This is a genomic window from Sphingomonas phyllosphaerae 5.2, assembly GCF_000419605.1.
Lineage (GTDB): Bacteria > Pseudomonadota > Alphaproteobacteria > Sphingomonadales > Sphingomonadaceae > Sphingomonas > Sphingomonas phyllosphaerae_B.
The window spans coordinates 2,329,712-2,348,061 of sequence record NZ_ATTI01000001.1 but is presented as its reverse complement, the minus strand read 5'-3'; the positions used below and the strand labels follow the sequence as shown (position 1 = coordinate 2,348,061).

Below are 18,350 nucleotides of genomic sequence, written 5' to 3'. Positions count from 1 at the left end.
GGCTTATTCATAAGCTTCGCGGTAACGCCGCACGACGATCAAGGCGATGACGTTGAGCAGCAGCGTGATGACGAAGAGCGTCAGCCCGAGCGCGAAGGCGGCGAGCGTCTTGGCGGAGTCGAACGCCGCCTCGCCGGTCAGCAGGTCGACGATCTGCTTCGTGACTGTCGTGGTGCTGGCGAACGGGTTGAGCGTAAGCGTCGCGACCCCCGAGGCGGCCATGACGACGATCATCGTCTCGCCGATCGCGCGGCTGACCGCGAGCAGCACGCCGCCGACGACCCCCGGCAGCGCGGCGGGCACCAGCACCTTGCGGATCGTCTCCGAACTGGTCGCGCCCATGGCGAGGCTGCCATCGCGCATCGATGCGGGCACCGCGGAGAGCGAATCGTCGGCCATCGAGGAGACGAAGGGAATGATCATGACCCCCATCACGACGCCGGCCGCCAGCGCGCTTTCCGACGATGCCCAGCGTATGCCGAGCGCGACGCCGAGGTCGCGGACCGCGGGAGCGACCGTCAGTGCCGCGAAATAGCCGTAGACGACGGTGGGAACGCCCGCGAGCACCTCCAGCATCGGCTTCATCCAGCGGCGCGTCGTGGCGTGCGCATATTGGGTGAGGTAGATCGCGCTCATCAGCCCCAGCGGTACCGCGACGAGCATCGCGATGACCGCGCCGATGAAGAACGTGCCCCAGAACAGCGGGACCGCGCCCAATGTCGCGCCGGGATCGCGCGCGTCGATCACCTGCGGGCTCCAGTGCGTGCCGAACAGGAATTCGGTGATCGGCACGATCCGGAAGAAGCGCGCGCTTTCGACCAGCAGCGAGGCGACGATGCCGATCGTGGTGAGGATCGCGATCAGGGAAGCGATCAGCAGCAGCGCCATCACCACACGCTCTACCTGGGTGCGCGCCGAGAAGCCGGGCCGGATACGGAGGAAGGCGAGCGCGCCGCCGGCGAAGGCGAGCAGCAGCGCGACGGCGGTGGCGATCCAGTCGTAGCGCGATTGCGCACGCGCATAGGCGGGAGCGAGCCGTTCGGACAGCGGATGGAAGGCACCCCAGCCATCGCCGTTGGCGAGGTTGCGCGCCTCTGACAGGATTGCGGCACGGTCGAGCCCCGGCGCGGGCAACGACGCGGCACCGGGGCTTGCGATCACCGCATCGGTGACGAGCGCCGGGGCGACGAAATGCCACACCGAGAGGAAGACGAACGCCGGAAGCAGGATGCACATCGCGACGAACCAGCCGTGATGTTGCGGCAGCGAGCTGAAGCGGCGTGCGGTTGTGCTGCGAAAGCGTGCGGCGCGCGCACGGGCGCTGACCCAGCCGATCAGCGCAAGGGCGGCGATGAGGAAGAGGAGTGCCAGCGCGGACATCAGCGCAGCTCGCGCGGGTCGAGTGCGATCTCGCCAGCGATGATCGCGGCGGAGCGGCGCTGGACGACAGGCGGCGCAGCGATCAGCCCGCGCTTAACCAGCGGGCCGTCGGCGCCCCACAAGGCGGCATATCGACGCAGGAACGCGCGCAGCCCCGGAATCGCGCGCAGATGCGCCTTCTTGACGTAGATGTAGAGCGGGCGAGCGCCGGGGTAGGCGCCCGACGCGATCGTGGCATAGCCCGGCGTGACGCCGTTCAGCGCGACGCCGCGCACGACATCGGCATTCTCCTCGAGATAACCATAACCGAAGATGCCGAGCGCGTTGGGGTTCGCGCGCAGCTTCTGCACGATCAGATTATCGTTCTCGCCCGCATCGACATAGGCGCCGTCCTCGCGGATCCGCTGGCAGCGGGTCGCGAAGGTATTCGGATCGCGTTCGTGCATGCCGATCGTGTCGGGCTCGACGGTCTCGCAGCCCTTCGCGAGGATAAGCTCGGCGAGCGCGTCGCGTGTGCCGCTGGTCGCGGGTGGGCCATAGACCTGGATCGGGATCGCGGGGAGCGCCGGATTCACGTCGCGCCACAGCCGTGCGGTGTTGCGGCGGCCGTGCGGCGCGATCGCGAGCGCGCGGTAGATGTCGGCCGGGGTCAGCGCCATGCCGGGGCCGGACAGTGCCTCTGCGAAGGCGATGCCGTCGATGCCGATCTGCACCTCCAGGATCGCATCGACCCCGTGACGCACGCATTCGGCATATTCGCCGCGGCGCAGTCGGCGCGAGGCGTCCTCGATATCCGGATGCGCGGCACCGACGCCGGCACAGAACAACTTCACGCCCGCGCCCGTGCCGGTCGATTCGATCACCGGCGGGCGCGCTTGCGGCGCGTTGGCGAGATATTGCTCGGCGACGATCGTGGTGAAGGGATAGACCGTCGAGGAGCCGACGGCGGTGATCTGATCCCGTGCGCCCGCGCCGCCGCCCGCTGCCTGATCGACGCACGCCGCCAGCCCGCCCGCACCAGCGAGCGACAACATGGCCGCAAGCGCCTGAACGAAGCGCGACATCATTCCCCCGGAACGGACGGCGCCGACACGGCGCCCTCATGCAGCGCGCCGTGTGACATAGAGGTTACGCCTTCATGACAGCGCACCCGGTGCGGCGGGCAGCGTGATCGTGACGCGCGTACCGACGCCGACGGTGCTGGCGATGTCGAGCCGCCCGCGATGCCGCTCGACGATGTGCTTGACGATCGCGAGGCCGAGCCCGGTGCCGCCGACCGAACGGCTGCGGCCCGGATCGACGCGGTAGAAGCGCTCGGTCAGGCGTGGCAAGTGCTCGGGCGGGATGCCCTCGCCATGATCGGCGACGCGCAGGCACACGTTCTGCGCGTGCGCCCAGAGCGTTACCTCGACCGGGGTGGCGGCGCGGCCATATTTCATCGCGTTGCCGATCAGATTGTGGACCAGCTGCGACAACTGCACGGGATCGCCGATGACCGCGGGCAACGCGTCGGCGATGTCGAGCTGGATATCGCCGCCGCGATCGCCGTGGGTGGTCGCCAGCGCGTCGCACGCTTCCCGCGTCAGGTCGGCAAGATCGACCGCGGCGCGCAGCTCGCGGAATTTCTCGGCCTCGATCCGCGACAGGCTCATCAGATCCTCGACCAGCCGTTCCATGCGGCGCGCCTCGTCGAAGACGATGCCGAGGAAGCGCTTGCGGATGCCGGGATCGTCGCCGGCCTCGTCGGCGAGTGTCTCGACATAGCCGAGGATCGAGGCGAGCGGGGTGCGCAATTCGTGGCTGGCGTTGGCGACGAAATCGACGCGCATCTTCTCGGCGGCATGCTGTCCGGTGCGGTCGACGAGCTGCACGAGCCGCGCGTCGGCGCCGATCGGGGCGGCGCGCATCTCCCACCGCTGATCGAGCGTGCCGATGCCGACGAGGTCTACGGGCTGCGTGGCGCCTTCGGAGAGATGCTCGGCGGCACCGGGATGCCGGATCGCGACGCGCGCATCCTCGCCGACGATGTGGTCGCCGAGCAGCTTGCGCGCGGCGACGTTGGCCAGCGCGACCCGCCCGCCGCGCAGCACCAGCACCGGATCGGCGATCGCCTCGACCATCGCGGCGGTGGAGAGATCGGGAACGGGGGCGTCCGGCTCGGCGGCTTCGTCGGCGGCATCTTCGGGAATGGTGGCGATGATGACGACCAGCGCCGCGCCGCCCGCCAGCGCGGCAAGCGCCGCCTGTCCGTCGCGCGACAGCACCAGCACGACGGCGGCGGTCGCCACCGCGATCGCGACCGCCAGCCAGGCGCGCAGGGGGATTTCATCGATCACGCGTGTCGCGATAGCGCAGCGTCACCGCGAAAGGCAGGGGGGATCAGCGTCGCCGCGCCCTGCGCCCGACGCGCACCACCAGCAGCACGCCGACGATGATCGTCGTATCCGCCACCCAGTCCATGATGTCGCAATCGCGGTGGAGCGCGGGGATCGATTGCAGCACCTCGATCATCGCGCCGAGGAACGACAACCGCTCGCCGATCCGCAGCAACGACCCTTCGGGAAACGCCAGCACCGACAGCAGCGTGAGCGTGCCGAACGCGCCCATGTGCTGCAGTTTGTCGCCGACCTCGACGGTTTGCGGCGGGTGCGGAATCAGCGCCATACCGACCGCGAAGGCGACGGCGACGATCAGCGCGAAGAACCACGGAACGCGGACCTGCGTCATGCCAGTCGCTCCAGTGCGGGGATGAGAGCGTCGAAAGCGTCGATCACCTGCTCGGCACCGAGTTCCTCGACGGGCTGCATCAGGAATCCGAACGAGCAGGCGATCGCCGGCAGCCCGGCGGCATGCGCGGCGCGGATGTCGTAGATCGAATCGCCGACGAAGGCCGCCCGCCCGCCGCCGCAGCGCTCCACCATGGCGTCGATCGGCAGGCGTGAAGGCTTGCCGTTGCCCGGCCCCATCGTGTCGCCGCCGATGATCGTCGCGAACCGATCGGTGAGGTCGAGTTCGGCGAGGATCTGCCGCGCGAGCGCCTCCAGCTTGTTGGTGACGATCGCGAGCGTGACGTTCATCGCCGCAAGTCGGTCGAGCGCCTCCAGCGCCTGCGGGAACGGGCGGGTGAGGACGGCGATGTTCGCCTCGTAATGATCGAGCAGGCGGCGTTGCAGCAGGTCGAGCTCCACTTCGGTGCAACCACCGGTGACGGCCATCCCTTGCGCCAGCATGTGGCGCGCACCACCACCGATCATCGGCTTGACCCGCTCGACCGGCAACGTCGGGCGGCCGGCGCTGGCGAGCGCATGGTTGAGCGCCGCGGCGAGGTCGCCGGACGTGTCGAGCAAGGTGCCGTCGAGGTCGAACCCGACGATCGCGAAGGGAAAGCTGGTCATCTGCCTGGCGCGTTGCCGTGCGATACTGGAATTGGCAAGCAAAGGGTGGCAGGGCGTCGTGCATGTCGAGCCGCAACATCGCCGTCGTCGTCCTCGCCGCGGGCAAGGGCACGCGCATGAAATCCGACCTCCACAAGGTGCTGCACCCGGTGGCGGGGCGGCCGATGCTGCTCCACCTGCTGGCCGCCGCGGACACGCTGTCGCCGGAGCGGACGGTGGTGGTCACGGGGGCGGGGCGCGCGCAGGTAGAGGCGGCGGTTGCGCCACGAGGTGCGCAGATCGCGGTGCAGGCCGAGCAGCTCGGCACCGGACACGCGGTGATGCAGGCCAGGGATGCGCTGGCCGGTTTCGATGGCGACGTGCTGATCCTCTACGGCGACGTGCCGCTGGTGCGGGCCGAGACGATGCGGGCCATGGTCGCCCGGCTGGACGCGCCGGACGCGCCGGCGGTGGTGGTGCTGGGCTTCCGCACCGACGATCCGGGCGCGTACGGGCGGCTGATCGTCGCGCCGGGCAGCGATCGGCTGGAAAAGATCGTCGAGTTCAAGGACGCCGACGCGGCCGAGCGCGCGGTCACACTCTGCAATTCAGGGTTGATGGCGGCGCGCGGCGCGGCGTTGTTCGCGCTGCTCGCCAAGCTGGGCAACGACAATGCGGCGGGCGAATATTACCTGACCGACGTGGTCGAGCTGTCGGGCGCCGCGGCGGTGATCGAGGCGGACGCGGGGGAAGTGGCTGGCGTCAACAGCCGCGGAGAACTCGCCGCCGTCGAGCATGCGTGGCAGCAGGCACGGCGCGCGCAGGCGATGGCCGATGGTGCGACGTTGATTGCGCCGCAAACCGTATTCTTCTCGCATGATACGGTACTGGGTCGCGACGTGACGGTGGAGCCGAACGTCGTGTTCGGCACAGGCGTGACCGTGCATGACGGTGCGACGATCCATGCCTTCAGCCATCTGGAGGGCGCCGAGGTTGGCAGGGATGCGGCGGTGGGCCCGTATGCGCGGCTGCGTCCGGGGGCGATCCTGTCCGACGCGGCCAAGGTCGGCAACTTCGTCGAGATCAAGAAGGCGCGCGTAGGCGTCGGGGCGAAGGTGAACCACCTGACCTATCTGGGCGACGCGGAAGTGGGCGCCGGGGCAAACATCGGCGCCGGGACGATCACCTGCAATTACGACGGGTTCTTCAAATACCGCACGGTGATCGGGGAAGGCGCGTTCGTCGGTTCGAACAGCGCGCTGGTCGCGCCCGTCACGATCGGGGCCGGCGCGATCGTCGCGGCCGGCTCGGTCGTGGTCCGCGACGTTACCGCGGATTCACTTGCGGTGGCGCGCGGACGGCAGGAAGAGCGCGGCGGCTGGGCGAAGCGGTTTCGCGACGCGATGACGGCCAAGAAGAAGGGCAAGTAAGATGTGCGGTATCGTCGGAATCCTCGGCCATGACGATGTGGCCGACCGCCTGCTCGACGGGCTGAAGCGGCTCGAATATCGCGGCTACGACTCGGCCGGGATCGCGACGATCGTCGATGGTGCGATCGCGCGGCGGCGGGCCTCGGGCAAGCTGGTCAACCTGGGCAGGGAGCTGGCGGCGCACCCGTTGCCGGGCACGACCGGCATCGCGCATACGCGCTGGGCGACGCACGGCGGGCCGACCACCAACAACGCGCATCCGCATGCGACCGACGAAGTGGCGGTGGTTCACAACGGCATCATCGAGAACTTCAAGCCGCTGCGCGAGGAATTGCAGGCGCGCGGGCGTGTATTCACCAGCGAGACCGACACCGAGGTGGTCGCACACCTGATCAGCGAGCAGGTGGAGGCGGGCAAGTCACCGCAGGATGCCGTGCAAGAGGTGCTGCCACGGCTGCACGGCGCGTTCGCGCTGGCGATCCTGTTTCGCAGCCACCCCGAGTTGTTGATCGGCGCGCGGCTCGGGTCGCCGCTGGTGGTCGGCCATGGCGACGACGAGACGTATCTCGGCTCGGACGCCCTCGCGCTGGCACCGCTGACGCAGCGCATCGCGTATCTGGACGAGGGCGACTGGGTGGTCTGCACGCGCGCGGGCGTGCAGGTCTACGATCGCGAGAACCAGCCGGTCGACCGGCCGGTGACGATCAGCGGCGTGACGGGCGCGCTGATCGACAAGGGCAATCACCGCCACTTCATGCAGAAGGAGATCTACGAACAGCCGATCGTGGTCGCGCAGACGTTGCGCAGCTACCTCCAGCGGTTCGAGGGCAAGATCGTGCTGCCGATCCCCGACTTCGACCTGTCCGGGATCAAGCGCGTCACGATCGTGGCGTGCGGGACGAGCTTCTATGCGGGGATGGTCGCCAAATACTGGTTCGAGCAATTCGCGCGCGTACCCGTCGACCTGGATGTGGCCAGCGAGTTCCGGTACCGCGCGCCGGTGATGGAAGAGGGTGGGCTGGCGCTGTTCATCAGCCAGTCGGGCGAGACCGCCGACACGCTGGCCGCGCTGCGCCACGCACGCGCCGAGAAGCAGACGATCGCGGTGGTGGTCAACGTGCCGACCAGCACGATGGCGCGCGAGGCCGACCTGCTGCTGCCGACGCACGCCGGGCCGGAGATCGGCGTCGCCTCCACGAAGGCATTCAGTTGCCAGCTGGCGGTGCTGGCGGCACTGGCGGCGAATCTCGCCAAGGCGAAGGGGCGGCTGACCGAAAGCGAGGAGCGCAACATCGTGCGCCAGCTTGCCGAGGCGCCGGCGGCGATCAATGGCGCACTGGCGTACGACGAGTCGATCGAGGCGATCGCGGGCGTGATCGCGGGTGCGCGCGACGTGCTGTATCTGGGGCGCGGCACCGATTACCCGCTGGCTCTGGAGGGCGCGTTGAAGCTGAAGGAAATCAGCTACATCCACGCCGAAGGCTATGCCGCAGGCGAGATGAAACACGGTCCGATCGCGTTGATCGACGAAAACGTGCCGGTGGTGGTGATCGCACCGTCCGGCCCGCTGTTCGAGAAGACCGTCAGCAACATGCAGGAAGTGCAGGCGCGCGGCGGCAAGGTGCTTCTCATCAGCGATTACGATGGGGTTCAGGCGGCCGGCGAGGGCTGCGTCGCGACGATCACGATGCCCAAGGTCCACCCGCTGATCGCGCCGATCGTCTATGCGGTGCCAGTGCAGTTGCTGGCGTATCACGTCGCCGTCGCGAAGGGTACGGATGTCGATCAGCCCCGCAATCTGGCGAAGAGCGTGACGGTGGAGTGATCCGGCGGCGATCGGTCACGGGTTACGTTTCCCGGGGACCCCGTCGTTCGAACCGCAATGTTCCGTCCTCCAGCCGCCCGCGCATGGCGAGAGCGTCGCGGGCGTAGTTCTGGTGGGTACGCCACGGCGCGCGCTTGCCTTGCCGCGGGAGGAGCCCGCCGCCGCGGCGGATGTAGCCGGAGTCGAGGTTGAGGACGGGGGCGTCCAGGCTGCCGTCGACCGGTGCGCGCGCGACGACGGTGTCGTGGCCGCTCGCAGTCATATGCTCCAGCACCCGCGCGACGAAGCGGGCGGTCAGATCGCATTTGAGCGTCCATGATGCGTTGGTGTAGCCCATCGCGAACGCCAGATTGGGGACATCGCCGAGCATTGCGCCCTTGTAGAGCAGGTGCTGTCCGGGATCGATCACCGCCCCGTCGACCGAGAGTGTCGCGCCGCCGAGCAGTTGCAGGTTTAGCCCCGTGGCGGTGACGGCGATGTCGGCAGGGAGCATCTCGCCTGACGCGAGTGCGATACCTTCGGGCACGAAGCGATCGATATGGTCGGTGACGATCGTGGCGCGGCCGTCGCGCAATACCGTGAACAGGTCGCCGTCGGGAACGAGGCAGAGCCGCTGGTCCCATGGCCCGTAGCGTGGGGTAAGGTGAGTCGCGATGTCGTAGCCTTCGCCGAGCGCGGCGCGTTGCAGTTTCGCGATCTGTCGCTTGACCAGCGCGGGGCGCCGCTGCGCCAGCGTGTAGGCGAAGATGCCATAACCGATATTCTTCCAGCGTATCGCCGTCTCGGCAAGTGTCGTCGGCAGGCGGCGGCGGAGCGCGGCCGCGAGCCGGTCGCGCGCCGGCATCGCCACAATGTAGGTCGGCGACCGCTGGAGCATCGTGACGTGTGTCGCGCCCTGCGCGACCAGCGCCGGCACCAGCGTGACCGCGGTCGCGCCCGATCCGATCACGACGATGCGCCGGCCTGCGACCCGCAGCGCGGCGGGCCAAGCCTGCGGATGGACGATCGCGCCGGTATAGTCGCTCATGCCCGGCCAATCGGGGGCGTGGCCGCCGGCATAGTCGTAATAGCCCGAGCAGAGATAGAGGAACGCGCAGGTAAGCCGCGTCCGTTGGCCGCCGGTCTCGCAGGTGACCGTCCAGCGCGCATCTGCGGACGACCAGTCGGCAGCGACGACACGGTGGCCGAAGCGGATGTGCCGATCGATGCCGAAAGTCCGCGCGGTGTCGCGAATATAGTCGCGGATGTCGGCGCCGTCCGCGATCGCCTTCTCGCCGCGCCACGGATTGAACGGGAAGCCGAGCGTGGTCATGTCCGAATCGGAACGGATGCCGGGGTAGCGGAACAGGTCCCACGTGCCGCCGATCGCATCCCGCGCTTCGAGGATCGCCCAGCGCCGCGCAGGCGCGGCGTGCCCGATACGGTAACCGGCGTCGATGCCGGACAGGCCGGCGCCGACGATCAGGACGTCGAGTTGTTCTACGCGGTCGTTCATGCCGGGCGCAGTCTACCGCCGCGCGCCTGGGCCTGTCACGATCGGAGGCGCAGGCCGAGCCACAGCGTGCGCGGCGTGGCGCGCTCGACGATGTTCGCGCCGCTGATGCCGGCCTCGACGCGTGCATCGAAGACGTTCTCGGCGCGCGCCTCGATCGCGATCCGCGGCGTGAGCGGCAGGGCGGCATATCCGTCGAGCGTGGTGGCAGGCGCGAGCCGGCGCGTGTTCTGGTCGTCCTCGAACTGTGCGGCGCCGTGGCGGAGCGTCGCCGACAGCGCAGCGGCACCGCTTCGCCAGCCGAGCGCGGTCGACACGAGGTCGCGCGGGGTCTGCGCGGGGCGGAGATCGTCGAGCGCGGCGGCGGCGGCAGAGGCGCGGACGCGCGGATCGACGTGGCTCCACGAGGCTTGCGCGAACCACGGGCCATGGTCCCAGCGCGCGTCGAGCTCCAGGCCGGTAGAGCGGATCGCGTCGAGATTCTGGCGGACGCGGTAGGTGCCGCCGGCAGCGACGAAGCCGACGCCGGGGAAGGTGCCCGGCCCGCGGCCGGCGGTGACGTTGGCGATCGCACCGTCCAGCCGGTTCCAGAAGACGGTGCCGGTCAGGGTGACGCCACCACCGGGCACGAGCGTGACACCGCCATCGATGCCCGTAAGCCGCTCGGGCGCGAGCGCGGCGTTGGCGGCGACCGCGTCGGCCCCGACGCGGAACGGGCGATACAGTTCGTTGAGCGTCGGGAGCCGCCAGCCCCGATAGCCCGAGGCGCGCAGCGTGAGCGGGGCGGCGATCGTCCAGGCGGCGCCGGCGCGGCCGGTCCACTCGGTGCCGCGGCGATCGGCGAAGTCGCTGCTGGTGAGTGCGGCGCCGGTTGTGAGCGTACTTTCGCGCAGGCGACCGTCGTTCAGCTCCCAGCGATCGACGCGGCCGCCGAGCGTGAAGGTCAGCGGGCCATGCGTCAGGCTGGCATCGCCGAACACGCCGTAGGTGAGCGCGGCGCCGCCGGCGACGCGGCGGCGGGTCGGCAGCCCGGCGACGTAGGTGTACGCCTCCTGCGTACGTCCGTCGACGCGGCGAACGTCGGCGCCGAGCCGCAGGTCGCTTCCGCTGCCGAGGCGCGGCGCCAACTCGATGCGGCCGCCGATGCCGGTGGCGGGGGTGTTGTACTGGTCGAGGGTTTGCGTCGCGGTACGGCGCGCGGCATCGACGCTGGCGAATTGCGATGCGAAGGCGCGTGTCTGGAGATAGGCGAGCGCAGACCAGCCGAGCGCACCGCGTCCGACGACGCGCAGGCTGGCGTCGGCGCCTTCGCTGCGGTTGCGGGTGAAGGCGGTGCCGCGTTCGCGCGTGTCGGTGAAGCCGGAGACGCTGGCCTGCAACTCGGTGGCGGGTGCGAGTGTGACGACCGTGCGCGCCGCGGCGGAGAATTGCTCGTAGGGGGCGGGACGATCGGCGGGGCCACGCTGGCCCGCGATCGTGGGCGTGAAGCCATCGCCGCGCGCGTAGGCGGCGGAGAGCGTCGCGAAACCGGCGGCACGATCGAGCAGCGCGGACGCGGACGCATCCACCGAATTGCGGCTGCCATAAGCGAGATCCGCCGCGAACGCGGGTTGGTCGCGCGGGCCGGCGCTCTCGATCTCGACGGTGCCGGCGAGCGCACCGGGGCCGAAATAGCCGCTGCCCCCGCCCCGCGTGACGCGAATCTGGCCGATCCGGTCGGTGGCATAGGCGGGGAACGGCACCCAGCCGCCGAAGGGGTCCGCCTGCGGCACGCCGTCGAGGATCAGCAGTGCGCGGCTCGACGCATTGCCGCCGATTCCACGCAACGAGATACCCTGGCTGGTCGGGTTGGCGGAGCGCGAATCGGCGCGGCGGAATTGCTGGAGCCCGGCAACGTCGGCGAGGACGCTCTCCAGCCGGTTGCTGGCGTTGTCGGCGATGCGGCGTGCGTCGATGGTGACGACGGAGGCAGCCTTGTCACCGGGGCGGGGCGCGAGGCCGCGGCCGCGCACGACGATGTCCTCCGCCTCTTGCGCGGTGGCGGGTGCGGCGACGGTGCCGGCGAGCAACAGGACGGCGGGCAAGCGCTTCATGATCGACATTCTCCGCGTCGGTCGGTCAGGCCGCGGGGGCAAGGATGCCGGTAAGAGCGGCATAAGCCGCGAACAGCGTCGGCCATGCCGCTGCCGGCGTGGTCGCGGGCAGGCGAACCCCGAAGCCGTGACCGCCCTGATCGAAGGCGTGGAGTTCCGCCGGGCGCTTTGCGGCGAGCAGCGCCTGGTAGAGCGCGATGCTGTTGGCGATCGGCACGGTGCCGTCATCGCTGGCGTGGACCAGGAAGACTGGCGGGGTCTGCGCGTCGATACGGGTTTCGACCGAGGCGATGCGGCGCGCGGCTTCGCTGGACGCCGGGCCGAGCAGATTGTCGCGCGATCCGACGTGGGTGTACGGCTCCACCAGCGAGACGACGGGGTAGATCAGTCCGGCGAAGTCCGGACGCGCCGACACGCGGTCCGCGGCGTCGACCGCCGCATAGGTGCGCTCGGCATGACGGGTCGCGAGGCTGCCGGCGAGATGCCCGCCGGCGGAGAAGCCGAGGATCGCGACGCGCTTAGGGTCCACATCGAAATCGGCGGCACGTGCACGGATCAGCCGCAGCCCGCGCTGCGCATCCTGAAGCGGGACGAGCGCGCGGTCACGCCAGCCCTCGCCCGGCAAACGATAGGTGAGGATGAAGCAGGTGACGCCGCGCGCGGTGAGCCAGCGCGCCTGCTCCTCGCCCTCGTTATCCGAAGCCAGGAACCCGTAGCCGCCGCCCGGGATCAGCATCACGGCCGCGCCGTTCGGCTGTGCCGCGCGACGGACGGTGAGCGCCGGCGTCGCGATGCCGGTGAGCCAGCGATCGTCGAAGCCGACAGTCTTGGAGCGCTGCTCGACCTTGCGCGTCGGGAGCTTCGCGGGTGCGCCGGGAGGGCTGCCTGGCCACAACGGGATCGTATCGGCGGTCGCTTGCGCCACAGCGAGCGAGGGGGCGAGTGGGGCGGCGGCAAGCGTGCCGAGCAGTGCACGGCGCGTCATATCGCTGTTCATACCTGCACCACGCACGGTGCTGTCGGCGCCATCCGGGTGCAACACGTCACGCGCGATCCTCCTCGATTCATTGGCGCTTCGTCTAAGTGACCCGGTGTGTGAACGCTACCAGCAAATTACGCGACGACAGGCTTACCTGCGTGCGCGAGCCTGCTAAGCAGGCATCATGACGGGGGAGAAACGTAAGCGGCGCTCGGGAGTGCCCACGATCGCAGATGTCGCGCGACTGGCCGGCGTCTCGCCGATGACGGTGTCGCGTGTCATCAATTCGGAGAGCAACGTGCGCGCGGAAACGCGCGACGCCGTGAACGCGGCGATCAGCCAGCTAGATTATGCGCCCAATCCGGCGGCGCGGCGGCTGGCAGGCGCGGCGCAGGTGCGCATGGGCTTGCTGTTCAGCAATCCCAGCGAGGCATATCTGAGCGCATTCCTGCTCGGCAGCCTCGACCAGGCCGGGCGATCCGACATCCAGCTGGTCGTGCAGAAATGCGATCTGGGCGACCACGAGCGCGAGGTGGCCGAGCGATTGATCCGCGGCGGCGTGGACGGGGTCATCCTGCCACCGCCGCTGTGCGATTCGCCGATCGTGCTGGAGGTGTTGCTCGCCGCGGGCATCCCGACCGTGGTGGTGGCGACCAATTCGCCGCCCGCGCAGGTCGGCGTGGTCGCGATCGACGACCGTGCGGCGGCGCACGAGATGACGACGCACCTGCTCGCGCTGGGGCATGAGCGCGTCGGGTTCATCCGCGGCGATGACAACATCCATGCCAGTGGCGAACGGCTGGCGGGATATCGCGACGCGCTGACCGACTATGGCAAGCCGGTCGACGAGACCTTGATCGCCCGTGGCCTCTATAACTACCGGTCGGGGCTGGAAGCGGCCGAGGAGTTGCTGGACCTCTCCGATCCTCCCTCCGCGATCTTTGCGAGCAACGACGATATGGCAGCGGCGACGGTTGCGGTGGCGCATCGCCGCGGACTTGATGTTCCGGGAGACCTGACGGTGTGCGGGTTCGACGACAGTGCGCTGGCGACGACGATCTGGCCCGAGCTGACCACGATCCGCCAGCCGATCGCGGACATGAGCCGCGCGGCGGTGCAGTTGCTGGCGACGATGCTGTTCGACCGGCGCGAGGCGGGACGCGGCGAGGCCAAGCGGATCACGCTCGACTACACGTTGGTGCGGCGGCGATCCGACGCGGCGCCGCGACGACGCCCATCCGTGCGGGGTCGCTGAACGCGGCAGCGCGTGTTAGCGCGCGGCGATGCTGCGATGTGAGAAAGTCGGGGGTGAGAAGGTACGGGTGGTGAGCGCACGACGGTGCGGCATGGCGCCGGGGCGGCGCTGACATGGGCGCGATCGCGGGGATATTCCATCCGGCCACGCCCAAGCCGGTCGATCCGGCGCGGTTGCGCGCGATGGTGGCGGCGATGGCACATCGCGGGCCGGACGGCGCAGGCGAGTGGACCGCCCCTGGTATTGGCTTCGCGCACCGCCGGTTGGCGACGGTGGGCGGCGCGACGGCGACGCAGCCGGTTGCGACTCCGGACCTGCGCTATGCCGCGATGCTGGATGGGACGATCCTGAACCACGCTACGCTGCGCGAGGAGTTGCGCGCGCTTGGGCACGGCTTCACGGGCGAGGGTGATGCGGAGGTGGTGCTACACGGCTTCGCGGCATGGGGCCCGGCGCTACTCGACCGACTGGAAGGCGGATTTGCGCTCGTCGTTCACGACGCCGCGACGCAGACGCTGCTTCTGGGTCGGGACCGGTTGGGAGCCAAACCGTTGCACCATGCGGCGCTGCCCGACGGCTCATTGGCGTTCGCTTCGGAGTTGAAGGGCCTGCTGGCGCATCCGTTGTTGCGCCGTGCACCCGATGCGGCGGCGATAGCGGACTTTCTGGCGCTCGGTCATGTGCCCGACGATGCCTGCGTGATCGCGGGCATCGAGAAGCTGCCGGCGGGGCACTTTCTGCTGATCGAACGCGGACGAATGGTGCGCGCGCCGCGGCGCTGGTGGACGTTGCGCGACGCGGGGGCGAGCACGCCGGATGCGTTGCTGCCCGAACTACGCGGCGCCGTGGCGCGCGCGAGCACGGGAGCGGTGCCGGGGGCACTGCTGCTGGGCGGGATGGCCGACGCCGCGATCGTCGCCTTGCTGGCCGAAACGAGTGTGAAGGCGGTGCGGACGGTAGCGGCGGGTGACGACGCGGCGGTCGCGGCGCGCTTTGCCACCGCACATCGCACCGCCGAGGCGAGCGACGTGACGGCGTGGCTACCGGTACTCGCGGCGGCGTTCGACGAGCCGTTTGCCATGCCGGAGGCGATTGCGGCACTCGCCGCCGCGGAGACAGCGCGGGGTGCCGGGGTCGTGGCGCTGGCCGGCACCGGGGCGCCGTTGGTGCTGGATGGCGCGCGGCGGTGGCGCGGGTTTGCGCAGCGCGAACGGCTGCGACGTGCCGGGTGGATGCCGGGCTGGGCCGCGGGTCTGTTGGGTAAGGCGGAGACGGATCATGGCGCCGCACTCGGAATGCTGCCAGCGGCGGTGTGCGACGACGTGTGGAGCGCGGCGGGGCGGCGTGCGCTGGCGGGACACCGGCCACAGGCGCGGTTCGTGGCGCACTGGACGGGCCGTGATCCCCTGGCCGGCGCGATGGCGGCGGATCTGGCGTTGCTGCTGCCCGCGACGGCGCTGACGCTTGCCGATCGGGCCGGGATGGCGGCGGGCGTGGAATGGCGCGCGCCGTTCGCGGATCACCGGTTGGTGGCCTTTGCGCATGGGTTGCCGGCCGGCGGCGGATCGGCGTTGGCGGCGGCGATGGCACGGCATTTGCCGGCGATGCGGGTCGAGGCACCTGCACCGCCGGTCGCGGCGTGGCTGCGCGGGCCGCTTGACGCAGCGATGAGGAACGTGGCGCGTTCGGCGTTGCTGGCCGAGCTTGGCTGGTTCGACCTCGATCGTGTGGCCCGGCTCACCGCTGCGCATCGCGCCGGAGAAGCGGACCATGCCGTGCTGCTGTGGCGGTTGCTGGTGCTCGAGCGGAGCCTCAGCCGGCTGTTCGGGTGGCCAGCGTCCGCTTGATCCAAAGGTCGAACAATTGCGGCCAATGCGAGCCGGGAAGCTCGGGCGGCAGATAGGCCGGGCCAAAGCCATGGCCGCCCTGCTGGAGAAAGTGCGCTTCGACCGGCACCTGCGCGGCCTGGCAGGCGGCCAGCATCGCCATCGGCTGCGCCGCGGGGACGATCGGATCGTCGAGCGCGTGGACAATGAAAATCGGTGGCGTGCCGCGGTTGACGCGCCGGTCGGTGTCGAACCGCGCTGCGCCGAGCGTGCCGACGCGCATCATGTCGCCGCCGATCACCGGATAAACGAGGCCGGCGTAGGCGGGGCGCGCCATGATTTCGTCGGCGGCGTCGATGCGGTCGTACACCGGATCGGCGTAGGCAGTGGCGATGCTGGCAGCGAGCAGCCCGCCGGCCGAGAACCCGACGACGCCGAGCGTGGCGGGATCGATCGCATAGTCGGTGGCGCGCGCGCGGATCAGCCGCATCGCGCGCTGCGCGTCCTGGAGGGGCACATCCTGCGGATCGAGCCAGCCCTCGCCGGGCAGTCGATAGGCGAGGACGAAGACGGTCACTCCCTGCGGGTTGAAGGTCTTCGCGACGTTGATCCCTTCGTTCTCGACCGAGAGGAAGCGGTAACCGCCACCGGGGATCGCGAGGAGCGCGCGGCCGTCGGGCTTCGCGGGGCGGTAGATGGCGACGACGGGATCCGCGACTCCGCGCAGGTGGAGTTCGCGGCGCGGTGGCTGGCCGCTCATCTCGTCATTGGGCGTCGGCAGGCGGCGCGGGCTGTTGGGCGGTTGCTTCGGCCAGAGGCGGAAATGTTCGCGCGGCGGCCATGCCGTGTCGGTGGTGCCCTGCGCCAGCGCATCGGAGGCGGCGGCAAGGGTCACGAGACCGGCGGCTCCGCCGATCATCGCCCGTCGATCGATGCGCATCCTCTTGTCCCTTCGTCGTTTTGTCGGTGCGGGTTATGGCATGGTCGCCCGTGGGTGCAACGGTGGAGTATCGTAGTGCGGTTCGGCGCATCGTTGCGGCGACGATAGATCCCGTCGCTCAGAAGACGGCCATGGTGGCGTGCAGGGTCAGCGCAGCCAGGAGCAGACTGGAGAGCAGGAACAAGGCGAACCGCGGCGCGACGCGGTTGACGGTCGCTTGCAGCGCGCTGTGCACCACCCGCACGATCACATAGCCCCAGGCAAGCCATGCATTGACGCCGTTTCCGGTTCCGCTGAGCGCGATGACGGTGCACACGGCGTAGAACAGCGTGGGCTGTTCCATCAGGTGGTTGTAATTGTGCGCCTTCCACTGCGCATGTGCGGGCAGTGCGCGATCGGCATCAGCGCCCTTGCTGCCGATCAGCGTGCGCAGATCGATCCCGGCGGCCTTCATCGCCGGCATGCGGGTGGCGATCATCCACGCGAGCATCACCAGCGTCCAGCCGATCAGCACCACCATCGGGCGCAGGATGTCGCTGTGCATGAAAAAGCCTCCCCCGGAGCGTCGCCGGGGGAGGCTGTCTCAATCCGCCCGCGGGCGCAACATCACTTGTCGAAGATCGACGCCCACTTGCGAACCGGACGATCCTTCCACAGGCCGCGGTGGTAGGCGTCGGATGCGAGCAGCGGCATGACCGAGCCGGCCTCCGCGAACACCATCTGCTCGATACCGGTATTCACCTTGCCCCAGCTCGCCGCTTCCTGCAGCGTCGAGGACGAGCAGGCGCCGTCGCGAACGTCGGCGACGGTGATCTGCACCGCATATTTGTGCACCTCGACATCCTCATGGCCAAGGATTTCGGCGCATACGACCGTATCCTGGATGAAGTTCTTCGGCACACCGCCGCCGATCATCAGCAGTCCGGTGGTGCCGGCCTGGATCTTGATGTCGGTGAGTTCGCGGAAGTCGGCGACCGCGTCGATCATCAGGTACGGCTTGCCAGCCTTGGCATTGTCGACCTGATGCTTGACGAGGCCGAAGCCTGCCGAGCTGTCCACGAAGGCCGGGCAGAAGATCGGCACGTCATGCTCATAGGCGAGCTTGACGAGGCTGTTCTCCTTCTTGCCGTTCTCGACGAGATACTTGCCCATCTCACGGATGAACGCGCGGCTGCTGTAAGCCTTCGGCTCGATGCGGTTGCAGATCTCGTAGATCGTGTGGTCGCAGTCCTGCAGCTGCTCCTCGTCGATGTACGTGTCGTAGATGCGGTCGATGTAGAGCGAGCGGAGCGTGTCGTCGTCCGGCACCTCCAGCGCCTGATAGTGCTTGTGGCCCAGGCCTTCGAAGAAATCCATGTCGACGATGGTCGCGCCGGTGGCGACGATCACGTCGACCATGTTGTTGCGCACCAGTTCTGCATAGAGATCCATGCAGCCGCCGGCCGAGGTCGAGCCGGCGATGACCAGCACCACGGTGCAGTCCTTGTCGCCCAGCATCTGGTTGTAGATCTTCGTCGCGCGACCGAGATCGCGGCTGGTGAAGCTCATATCGCTCATCGCGTCGACGATCGGGCGCGCGTCGAAGCTCTTGATGTCGATGTGCTTGACCTGCTTCGACAGCAGTTCCGCCTTGCGATGGTCGTTGATCTTGGTGTCGGTCATGGGGGCTCCCACAGGGAAATACACGTCGTTCATGGGGACGCGAAAACCCGAACGATGACGGCGTGCGGAACATCCGCACGCCGCCACCGGATCA

General features: G+C 69.2%; 15 protein-coding genes. 4 read left to right on the top strand and 11 right to left on the bottom strand.

Annotated features, from left to right (window positions below; translation table 11 throughout):
* Window positions 1-3: 3 nt before the first annotated feature.
* The 5 genes from pstC to SPHPHY_RS0111000 form a co-directional block, all read right to left on the bottom strand.
* Complete coding sequence (gene pstC / locus SPHPHY_RS0111020; protein ID WP_022686741.1) at window positions 4-1,380, bottom strand: phosphate ABC transporter permease subunit PstC; 1,377 nt, start codon at window positions 1,378-1,380, stop codon at window positions 4-6.
* Window positions 1,380-2,444 carry a substrate-binding domain-containing protein gene (locus tag SPHPHY_RS0111015; RefSeq protein ID WP_028056786.1) on the bottom strand — a complete coding sequence of 355 codons (1,065 nt, stop codon included), beginning with the start codon at window positions 2,442-2,444 and terminating at the stop codon, window positions 1,380-1,382. The genes pstC and SPHPHY_RS0111015 overlap by 1 nt, the downstream gene beginning before the upstream one ends.
* 72 nt (window positions 2,445-2,516) lie before the next feature.
* Window positions 2,517-3,716 carry a sensor histidine kinase gene (locus SPHPHY_RS0111010; RefSeq protein ID WP_022686739.1) on the bottom strand — a complete coding sequence of 400 codons (1,200 nt, stop codon included), beginning with the start codon at window positions 3,714-3,716 and terminating at the stop codon, window positions 2,517-2,519.
* Between the two features lie 43 nt (window positions 3,717-3,759).
* Window positions 3,760-4,107, bottom strand: coding sequence for a hypothetical protein (locus SPHPHY_RS0111005; RefSeq protein WP_022686738.1), 348 nt, complete (start codon window positions 4,105-4,107; stop codon window positions 3,760-3,762).
* Window positions 4,104-4,775, bottom strand: a complete 672-nt coding sequence (locus tag SPHPHY_RS0111000; RefSeq protein WP_022686737.1) for an HAD-IA family hydrolase — start codon at window positions 4,773-4,775, stop codon at window positions 4,104-4,106. The genes SPHPHY_RS0111005 and SPHPHY_RS0111000 overlap by 4 nt, the downstream gene beginning before the upstream one ends.
* 62 nt (window positions 4,776-4,837) lie before the next feature.
* On the opposite strand from SPHPHY_RS0111000, the gene glmU reads away from it, so the two are divergent.
* Both glmU and glmS read left to right on the top strand, forming a co-directional pair.
* Window positions 4,838-6,184 carry a bifunctional UDP-N-acetylglucosamine diphosphorylase/glucosamine-1-phosphate N-acetyltransferase GlmU gene (gene glmU, locus SPHPHY_RS0110995; RefSeq protein ID WP_022686736.1) on the top strand — a complete coding sequence of 449 codons (1,347 nt, stop codon included), beginning with the start codon at window positions 4,838-4,840 and terminating at the stop codon, window positions 6,182-6,184.
* Between the two features lies 1 nt (window position 6,185).
* Complete coding sequence (gene glmS, locus SPHPHY_RS0110990) at window positions 6,186-8,009, top strand: glutamine--fructose-6-phosphate transaminase (isomerizing) (protein ID WP_022686735.1); 1,824 nt, start codon at window positions 6,186-6,188, stop codon at window positions 8,007-8,009.
* Window positions 8,010-8,031: 22 nt separating this feature from the next.
* Here glmS and SPHPHY_RS0110985 read toward each other — a convergent pair whose 3' ends face one another.
* From SPHPHY_RS0110985 to SPHPHY_RS0110975, 3 genes are read right to left on the bottom strand one after another with little or no spacing between them, the layout of a single operon-like run.
* Entirely contained in the window at window positions 8,032-9,504 is a 1,473-nt protein-coding gene (locus SPHPHY_RS0110985; RefSeq protein WP_022686734.1) for a flavin-containing monooxygenase, read from the bottom strand.
* Between the two features lie 35 nt (window positions 9,505-9,539).
* Entirely contained in the window at window positions 9,540-11,594 is a 2,055-nt protein-coding gene (locus tag SPHPHY_RS0110980) for a TonB-dependent receptor (protein WP_043131041.1), read from the bottom strand.
* Window positions 11,595-11,619: 25 nt separating this feature from the next.
* Window positions 11,620-12,579, bottom strand: a complete 960-nt coding sequence (locus tag SPHPHY_RS0110975) for an alpha/beta hydrolase (RefSeq protein WP_028056784.1) — start codon at window positions 12,577-12,579, stop codon at window positions 11,620-11,622.
* Window positions 12,580-12,757: 178 nt separating this feature from the next.
* Here SPHPHY_RS0110975 and SPHPHY_RS0110970 point away from each other — a divergent pair, with 178 nt between their 5' ends.
* The gene (locus SPHPHY_RS0110970; protein WP_028056783.1) at window positions 12,758-13,828 is read left to right on the top strand and encodes a LacI family DNA-binding transcriptional regulator; all 1,071 of its coding nucleotides are present in this window, start codon (window positions 12,758-12,760) and stop codon (window positions 13,826-13,828) included.
* Between the two features lie 113 nt (window positions 13,829-13,941).
* Window positions 13,942-15,675, top strand: a complete 1,734-nt coding sequence (locus SPHPHY_RS0110965) for an asparagine synthase-related protein (protein ID WP_022686730.1) — start codon at window positions 13,942-13,944, stop codon at window positions 15,673-15,675.
* Here the strand turns inward: SPHPHY_RS0110965 and SPHPHY_RS0110960 are convergent.
* From SPHPHY_RS0110960 to SPHPHY_RS0110950, 3 genes are all read right to left on the bottom strand, one after another.
* Complete coding sequence (locus SPHPHY_RS0110960; protein WP_028056782.1) at window positions 15,641-16,594, bottom strand: alpha/beta hydrolase; 954 nt, start codon at window positions 16,592-16,594, stop codon at window positions 15,641-15,643. The two genes, SPHPHY_RS0110965 and SPHPHY_RS0110960, sit on opposite strands and share 35 nt — an antisense overlap.
* A 118-nt stretch (window positions 16,595-16,712) precedes the next feature.
* Window positions 16,713-17,138 carry an MAPEG family protein gene (locus SPHPHY_RS0110955; RefSeq protein ID WP_022686728.1) on the bottom strand — a complete coding sequence of 142 codons (426 nt, stop codon included), beginning with the start codon at window positions 17,136-17,138 and terminating at the stop codon, window positions 16,713-16,715.
* Between the two features lie 62 nt (window positions 17,139-17,200).
* Entirely contained in the window at window positions 17,201-18,256 is a 1,056-nt protein-coding gene (locus tag SPHPHY_RS0110950; RefSeq protein ID WP_022686727.1) for a 1,9-bis(guanidino)-5-aza-nonane synthase, read from the bottom strand.
* Window positions 18,257-18,350 lie beyond the last annotated feature (94 nt).

What these genes read in the sequence shown, in the direction of transcription:
- SPHPHY_RS0111005 (WP_022686738.1), bottom strand. Translation starts at nt 4,107, where the DNA reads ATGACGCAGGTCCGCGTTCCGTGGTTCTTCGCGCTGATCGTCGCCGTC.
- SPHPHY_RS0110980 (WP_043131041.1), bottom strand. Translation starts at nt 11,594, where the DNA reads ATGAAGCGCTTGCCCGCCGTCCTGTTGCTCGCCGGCACCGTCGCCGCA.
- SPHPHY_RS0110970 (WP_028056783.1), top strand. Translation starts at nt 12,758, where the DNA reads ATGACGGGGGAGAAACGTAAGCGGCGCTCGGGAGTGCCCACGATCGCA.
- SPHPHY_RS0111015 (WP_028056786.1), bottom strand. Translation starts at nt 2,444, where the DNA reads ATGTCGCGCTTCGTTCAGGCGCTTGCGGCCATGTTGTCGCTCGCTGGT.
- SPHPHY_RS0110975 (WP_028056784.1), bottom strand. Translation starts at nt 12,579, where the DNA reads ATGACGCGCCGTGCACTGCTCGGCACGCTTGCCGCCGCCCCACTCGCC.
- SPHPHY_RS0110955 (WP_022686728.1), bottom strand. Translation starts at nt 17,138, where the DNA reads ATGCACAGCGACATCCTGCGCCCGATGGTGGTGCTGATCGGCTGGACG.
- SPHPHY_RS0111000 (WP_022686737.1), bottom strand. Translation starts at nt 4,775, where the DNA reads ATGACCAGCTTTCCCTTCGCGATCGTCGGGTTCGACCTCGACGGCACC.
- pstC (WP_022686741.1), bottom strand. Translation starts at nt 1,380, where the DNA reads ATGTCCGCGCTGGCACTCCTCTTCCTCATCGCCGCCCTTGCGCTGATC.
- glmU (WP_022686736.1), top strand. Translation starts at nt 4,838, where the DNA reads ATGTCGAGCCGCAACATCGCCGTCGTCGTCCTCGCCGCGGGCAAGGGC.
- SPHPHY_RS0110965 (WP_022686730.1), top strand. Translation starts at nt 13,942, where the DNA reads ATGGGCGCGATCGCGGGGATATTCCATCCGGCCACGCCCAAGCCGGTC.
- SPHPHY_RS0110960 (WP_028056782.1), bottom strand. Translation starts at nt 16,594, where the DNA reads ATGCGCATCGATCGACGGGCGATGATCGGCGGAGCCGCCGGTCTCGTG.
- SPHPHY_RS0110985 (WP_022686734.1), bottom strand. Translation starts at nt 9,504, where the DNA reads ATGAACGACCGCGTAGAACAACTCGACGTCCTGATCGTCGGCGCCGGC.
- SPHPHY_RS0110950 (WP_022686727.1), bottom strand. Translation starts at nt 18,256, where the DNA reads ATGACCGACACCAAGATCAACGACCATCGCAAGGCGGAACTGCTGTCG.
- glmS (WP_022686735.1), top strand. Translation starts at nt 6,186, where the DNA reads ATGTGCGGTATCGTCGGAATCCTCGGCCATGACGATGTGGCCGACCGC.